Source organism: Inquilinus sp. CA228 (assembly GCF_052078665.1).
Classification (GTDB): domain Bacteria; phylum Pseudomonadota; class Alphaproteobacteria; order DSM-16000; family Inquilinaceae; genus Inquilinus.
On record NZ_JBQJIK010000095.1, the window covers coordinates 20,217 to 27,027 of the forward strand.

The 6,811-nt window shown below is 71.6% G+C and carries 6 protein-coding genes; 2 read left to right on the top strand and 4 right to left on the bottom strand.

Annotated elements, in window-relative coordinates:
* Positions 1-177: 177 nt before the first annotated feature.
* Positions 178-2,181 (bottom strand): class I tRNA ligase family protein, encoded by a 2,004-nt coding sequence (locus ACTOWL_RS33120; RefSeq protein ID WP_441325559.1) that lies wholly within the window; start codon positions 2,179-2,181, stop codon positions 178-180.
* Between the two features lie 326 nt (positions 2,182-2,507).
* Between ACTOWL_RS33120 and ACTOWL_RS33125 the strand changes: the two genes are divergently transcribed.
* Positions 2,508-3,548: a MerR family transcriptional regulator gene (locus ACTOWL_RS33125; RefSeq protein ID WP_441325560.1), complete on the top strand. Its 1,041-nt coding sequence runs from the start codon at positions 2,508-2,510 to the stop codon at positions 3,546-3,548.
* On the opposite strand, the gene ACTOWL_RS33130 is transcribed toward ACTOWL_RS33125, so the two are convergent.
* From ACTOWL_RS33130 to ACTOWL_RS33140, 3 genes are all read right to left on the bottom strand, one after another.
* Positions 3,520-4,485 (bottom strand): DMT family transporter, encoded by a 966-nt coding sequence (locus ACTOWL_RS33130; protein ID WP_441325561.1) that lies wholly within the window; start codon positions 4,483-4,485, stop codon positions 3,520-3,522. The genes ACTOWL_RS33125 and ACTOWL_RS33130 overlap by 29 nt on opposite strands.
* 145 nt (positions 4,486-4,630) lie before the next feature.
* Complete coding sequence (gene mltA / locus ACTOWL_RS33135) at positions 4,631-5,752, bottom strand: murein transglycosylase A (RefSeq protein ID WP_441325562.1); 1,122 nt, start codon at positions 5,750-5,752, stop codon at positions 4,631-4,633.
* Positions 5,753-5,968: a DUF4169 family protein gene (locus tag ACTOWL_RS33140; RefSeq protein WP_441325563.1), complete on the bottom strand. Its 216-nt coding sequence runs from the start codon at positions 5,966-5,968 to the stop codon at positions 5,753-5,755. It lies immediately after the preceding gene.
* Positions 5,969-6,139: 171 nt separating this feature from the next.
* Here ACTOWL_RS33140 and ACTOWL_RS33145 point away from each other — a divergent pair.
* On the top strand, positions 6,140-6,811 hold a 672-nt coding region (locus tag ACTOWL_RS33145; protein WP_441325564.1), incomplete at its 3' end, for an AsmA family protein.

Here is a 6,811-nt window from a genome sequence, read left to right on the forward strand (position 1 = left end):
TTCGAACCCAACATCTTTCCGCAATCACCATTGTCCTGCCCGGGCTTGACCCGGGCATCCAGAGGCTGTCGACGCCCACTGGATTGCCGGGTCAAGCCCGGCAATGACAGGAGGGGAAATCGCAATGTTGGGTCGCAAGCCACGAACCCAACCGGACAGCTCCTCATCGGTCGAGGATCACCCCCCGCCCCGCGTAACGAAATTCACCAGCCGCCCAGGCACCGCGATCTCCCGCACCACCTTTCGGCCCTCCAGCAGCGCCGCCACTTTCGGGTCGGCCCGGGCGGCGGCGATCAGGGACGGGGCGTCCAGACCGGCCGGGCCGCGGATGTGGTGCCGGACCTTGCCGTCCAGCTGCACCGCGTAGTCGCGGCTCTCTTCCCGCGCCAGATCCGGGTCGAAGCCGGGCCAGGGGGCGTGGGCCAGGCTGTCCGGATGGCCCAGCTTCGCCCACAGTTCCTCGGCGATGTGCGGGGCGAAGGGCGCCAGCAGCAGCACGAAATCCTGCACCACCGCCCTCGGGCGCGGGTCGGCCGCCACCAACGCCTTGGCCAGCGGCATCAGTCGGGCGATCGCGGTGTTGCAGCGCAGCGCCTCGATATCGGCGGTGACGGCCGCGACCGTGGCGTGGCGCAGCCGCAGCAGACCGGCCGGCGGTTCCTCCTCCCACACCGCCGGGCTCAACAAGTCATCCGCGCCGCAGACGATGCGCCAGGCCCGGTCCAGGAAGCGGCGGATGCCGGCCACGCCGTCGGTCTGCCAGGGCTTGGCTGCCTCCAGCGGGCCCAGGAACATCTCATACAGCCGCAGCGCATCGGCGCCGTGCTCGGCCACCACCGCATCCGGATTGATCACGTTGAGGCGCGTCTTCGACATCTTCTCGACCTGCCGCATCAGCGGCACCGCGCCGGCATAGAATCCGCCGTCCCGCTCCTCCACCTCAGCCGCCTCGTAGTAGCGGCCGGCGGCGTCGCGATAGGACGGGGCCAGGATCATCCCCTGGTTGACCAGCCGCCGGAACGGCTCCGGCGTCGACACCACGCCGATGTCGTACAGCACCTTGTGCCAGAACCGGGCGTACAGCAGGTGCAGCACGCCGTGCTCCGCCCCGCCGACATACAGGTCGACCGGCAGCCAGTAGCGCTCGGCCTCGCGGCTGACGATCGCGCGGTCGTTGTGCGGGTCCAGGAAGCGCAGATAGTACCAGCAGCTGCCGGCCCATTGCGGCATGGTGTCGGTCTCGCGCCGAGCCGGGATCTCCGTGCCCGGCACCGTGGTCTCGACCCAGTCCGTCGCCCGGGCCAGGGGCGGCGCCCCACCCGGCGCCGGGGCGTAGTCGTCCAGCTCCGGCGGCAGCAGCGGCAGGCTGTCCTCCGGCAGCGGCACCACCGATCCGTCGGCCAGATGCAGCATCGGGATCGGCTCACCCCAATAGCGCTGGCGCGAGAACAGCCAGTCGCGCAGGCGATAGGTCACCCGGCGCGAGCCGTCCTCTCCCAACTCCTCGGTCCGGCCGATCCAGTTGCGCTGCAGCGCCTTGATGCCCTCCGGCCAATCCAGCCCGTCCAGATCGGCCAGCAGCCGGTCGGCATAGGCGGTGATGCGCAGCATCCATTGCCGCATCGGCCGCTGTACCACCGGGTCGCCGGTCTCGACATAGCGGCCGTCCTTCACCTCCTCATTGGCCAGCACCGTGTTCTGGGCCGGGCACCAGTTCACGGGGACCTCGGCCTGATAGGCCAGGCCGCGCTCGACCAGCTGCAGGAAGATCCACTGGGTCCAGCGCACGAAGCCGGGATCGGTGGTCGCCAGCTCGCGCTCCCAGTCGTAGGAGAAGCCCAGCCGCCGCACCTGGCGGCGGAAGGTCTCGATGTTGCGCTTTGTCGTGACCGCCGGATGGATGCCGGTGCGCATGGCGTAGCGCTCGGCCGGCAGGCCATAGGCGTCCCAGCCCATCGGGTGCAGCACGGCCCACCCGGCCATGCGCCTGTACCGACAGATGATGTCGGTGGCGGTGTAGCCCTCCGGGTGGCCGACATGCAGCCCGGCGCCGGAGGGGTAGGGGAACATGTCCAGCGCGTAGAATTTCGGCTTCTTCGGATCGATCTCCGCCCGGAAGCTGCGGTGTTCGTCCCAATAGGCCTGCCATTTCGGCTCGATCGCCTGCGGATCGTAAGCCATCCGTGCCTCCTTGCCCGTGCAGAGGGGGAGCTACGGCCGCCGGCGGATCTCCCGCCGACGGCCGCCGGGAAGTCGGAGATGGCTGGGGATGGGCCGCGCCGCGGCCTTCGGGCGGATGGTCATGGGACGGATCGCAGCAGAGGGGGACGGAAACCGGACACACGAATCCGGCCGGCTCAGAAGGCCGTAAGTCGTCCCGAGGCTGCGCGCGTGGTTGTCATGGCGGGGCCAGCATGACGGATTCCGGCGCCATCGCCAATCCCTGTTGACCCGGCCCCTGGGACCGCTCCGATAAGAGAGGCGGTCAACCCGTGACGAGGTGAGTCGTGAACGTCTCCGCCCCATTCCTGAACGCCTCCGAAGCCGCAAGGCGGCTCGGGGTCTCGGCCAAGGCCCTCAGGCTCTACGAGCAGCGCGGCCTCTTGGTCCCGGTCCGCAGCGCCGCCGGCTGGCGCGCCTACGGCCCCGAGGAGATGGGCCGCGCCGGCGAGATCGCCGCCCTGCGCGCGCTCGGCTTCAGCCTGGCCCAGGTGGCGCGGGTGCTGCAGGGCGACCCGCAGGGGCTGGAGCCGGCGCTGGCGGCGCATCAGGCGGCGCTCGAGGGCCGGCTGCGCCAGCTCGCCGGCACGATCGAGCGGGTGCATGGCCTGCGCGACGACCTCGCTTGCGGCCGGGCGCCGACCGCCGGGGAGCTGGCGAGCCTCCTGTCGCCTGGCTCCCCTGCGCCCGGCATCGCCTTCGACCTGCCCTGGCCCTGGGGCGGCGAGCGGTTCGAGCTCGGGCCTATCCGGCCGCTGACCTACATCATCGGCCCGCTCGGCAGCGGCAAGACCCGCCTGGCGCTGCGCCTGGCCGAAATGCTGCCCGGCGCCGCCTTCCTCGGCCTCGACCGGCTGGACAATGGCGGGGCCGCGGCCAAGGCCCGGCTCGACGCCGATCCGGATCTCCGCGCCCGGGTCGACCGGACCCTGGCCTGGCTGGTCGAGGACGGCGCCATTGCCTCGGACGCGCTGCTCGCCCTGCTGGCCGGGCTGGAGGTGGAGGGGCCCTTGGTCGTCGACATGGTCGAGCAGGGGCTGGACCAGGCGACGCAGGAGGCGCTGATCGCCCATCTCCGCCGCCGCGGGCTCGGGGGGCCCGCCGGGCCCGAGGGCCGGCCGCTGTTCCTGATGACCCGCTCCTGCGCCATCCTCGACCTGGCGGCGGTCGGCCCGGACGAGGCGATCCTGCTCTGCCCGGCCAATCACACCCCGCCGAGCTATGTCGCGCCCTATCCCGGCGCGCCCGGCTACGAGGCCGTCGCCACCTGCCTGGCCACGCCCGAGGCGCGCGAGCGGCTCAGCCGGGGGCCCGGTCCTGCGTCCTGATCGGCGACGGCACCGAGGCGACGGTGGCGGCCGGGGTGGCGTCCTGGGCCACCGGCGCCTGGCGCACCGTCTCGCGGTGCAGGATGTAGAGGCCGCTGGCGATGACGATGCCGCAGCCGATCAGCATGGTCGGGTCCGGCACGTCGCGCCACAGCAGGTAGCCGGAGACGACGCCCCAGATCATCTGGCTGTACTGGAACGGCGCCACCACCGCGGCCGGCGCCTGGCGGTAGGCGTTGGTGACGAACAGATAGGCGGTGCCGCCCAGCACGCCGCCGATCGCGATCGCCAGCAGGTCGGGCAGCGCCGGCATCACCCCGCCGAAGGCCAGCATCATCAGCCCGGTGACGATCGCGGTGCTCGCATTGGCGTAGAAGCCGAAGGAGATCCGGTTCTCGCTGGCGATGAAGCGGCGCAGCAGCAGGAAGCCGACCGCGTTGACGACGGCGGAGAACAGCGCGCCGAGCACCGCCGGGTTGGCCATGCCGGCGCCCGGGCGCAGCATCACCATGACGCCGATGAATCCGACCCCGACCGCGGTCCAGCGCCGCCAGCCGACGGATTCGCCGAGGATCGGCACCGACAGCGCGGTGATCAGCAGCGGCGCGCAGAACAGCACGGCGTAGACGTCGGCGATCGGCATCTCGGCATAGGCGTGGAAGCAGGTGAACGACCCCGCCAGCGCCATCGCCGACCGGGTCGCGTGCAGCCACAGCCGCTTGGTCCGCAGCTGGCCGACGCCGCCGGTCAGCTGGGCATAGGCCAGCATCGGCAGCAGCCCGAAGGCGGAGTTGAAGAAGATCACCTGGTACAGCGGGAAGCCCGCCGACACCCATTTCACCGCAGTGTCCATGCAGGTGTACAGGGCGAAGCCGAAACAGGCGAAACCGATGCCCGCGGCGACGGAGGCGCGGGGCTGGGCGAGCGTGAGGGTCATGGTGGCGGCGGCCGGCAAGGGACGGCCTCGGGGCCGCGAGCCTTACCTTACGTCGGCCGACTCGGCGGCGCCATTGCGCGCCACGCATCGCCTGCCTTCGATTCGTGCAGGACTGGATGCCTGAATTTCGCCGTTGTTGCCCGCTCTACCGTCCCGCGGTCAGGCCGAGTGTGGCACGCGGCACCAGCATGTAGGCCCGGCCCTCGGCGTTCATGGCGCTGGCCATGTCGCCGGCGGCGTGGCCTTCGCCCCAGTACAGGTCGCCGCGGATCGGGCCGCGGATGGCGCCGCCGATGTCCTGGGCCAGCACCAGCCGGCGCAGCGTCCGGCCCGGCACCGTCGGGTCGTCCTCGATATCGAGCCAGACCGGCGTGCCCAGCGAGATGTAGTCGTTGTCGACCGCCAGGCTGCGCCCCGCCGTCAGCGGCACGTCATGGGCGCCGATCACGTCCTCGGCCGCCTTCTCGCGGAAATAGACGTAGCTCGGATTCTGGTTCATCAGCCACTGCACCCGGTCGGGATTGGCCAGCATCCAATTGCGGATGTAGCCCATCGACATCTCGTCCAGCGTGGCGATGCCGGCATCGACCAGCACCCGGCCGACCGCGCGGTAGCGCTGGCCGTTCTGGCCGTCGAACTTCAGCCCGATGACGCTGCCGTCGTCCAGCCGCACCTTGCCGGAGCCCTGGATCTCCAGGAAGAAGGCGTCGATCGGGTCGTCGACCCAGACGATCTCGTAGCCGCGCCCCTCCAGCACGCCGCGGGCGATCTCGGCCCGGCTGCGCTGGCGGTCCCGGCCGTTGCCCGGAGTGCGGTACAGCGGCGTCTGGTAGGCGCCGCGGCGCACCCGGCTGCCGTTCAGTTCCGGCGCGAAATAGCCGGTGAAGCGGCCGAACTGGCCGCCGTCGAACCCGGTCAGGGCGACCGGGGTGAACCAGGTCTCGAAGAATTGCCGGGCCTGGGCCTCGTCGCGCCCGGTCAGGCGGTGGGCGGCGTCGCAGATCGGCACCCAGTCCGCGACCGGCCCGTCGATGCCGTTGTAGTTCAGCCGCGTCCCCGGCGACTTCGCGGAATAGACGCTGCAGGTGTTCCACACGGCCGGCAGGGCGGCGGCGACGCCGTCCTCCCGCCAGCCCGGCAGATGCTGGAAATCGGTGGCCACGCCGCCGGTGCCGCCGCCCTTGGGCGGCTGCGCAGGGCCGGCGCAGCCGGCCACGACCAGCCCGAGCAACGCCACCAGGGCCGCGACGCGAGAGATCGACGGCATCTAGGCGGTGCCCCCGTCCGGATCCTTGTCATCCTCGGTGTGGGGGCCGATGCGGTGCCCCTCGTGCCGGCGATCGTCGCGCTCGGCCGTATCGGCGTCACGCTGCTTCTCCGCCCCGGTGCGGCCGAAGCGGGCGCGGTTCTCCTGCGCCTGCGCCTCCTTCCCGGCGCGGGCCCTGGCCTTGCGCGCCTGCCGCAGATTGATCACCTCGCCCATCATCCGCTTCCCTCCGTGCTATCGAGACTAGCCGAAACGGCGATGCGGGATAAGATCGCAGCAGCGCGATTTCCCCGGTGTTTTGTCCCAATCCTGATTTGTATTGTGAATCTGTCCGACGATTTCCGATCATGCGCCGGAGTCGCAACCCCGGACGACGCCCGCAGAGCCTTGAAGAAACTCGCCTTCGGTCTCCTCATCCTCCTGGTCCTGCTGGTCGCCGCGGTGCTCGTGGTGCCGGGGCAGCTCGACTGGACGCCCTACCGCGCCCGCATCGCCCAGGAGATCGGCGGCCTGACCGGCCGCGCCGTCACCATCGACGGGCCGGTGTCGTTCGAGATGCTGCCGATGCCGCGCCTGGTGGCCGGCGACGTCCGTGTCGCCAGCGTGCCGGGCGCCACCGTGCCGGACCTGCTGACCGCGACCGGCGTCGACCTGCGGGTCTCGTTCCTGCCGCTGCTGCTCGGCCGCATCGAGGTCGTCGGCGTCACCTTCGACCAGCCGAGCGTGGCGCTGGAGACGCTGCCCGACGGCCGCCGCTCCTGGGACGGGCTGGGCGACGGCATCGGCCGCCGGCTCGATTCCGTCCGCGCCGCGATCCGCCAGGGCTCGATCCTGTGGCTCGACCGCCGTAACGGCCGCCAGCTCGAGGTCGAGGCGGCGGATGTCCGGCTCAGCGCGCCCGGTCCGGGCGGGCCGGTCTCGATCAGCGGCGCCGGCGTCCTCGCCGGCGTGCCGATGACGCTCGACCTGGCGCTGCAGCCGCGCTCGCCGCTCGGCGCCCTGCCGGTGACGGCGACGGTCGGGCTCGACGCCACCGAGGCGCGGCTCGGCGGCCTGCTG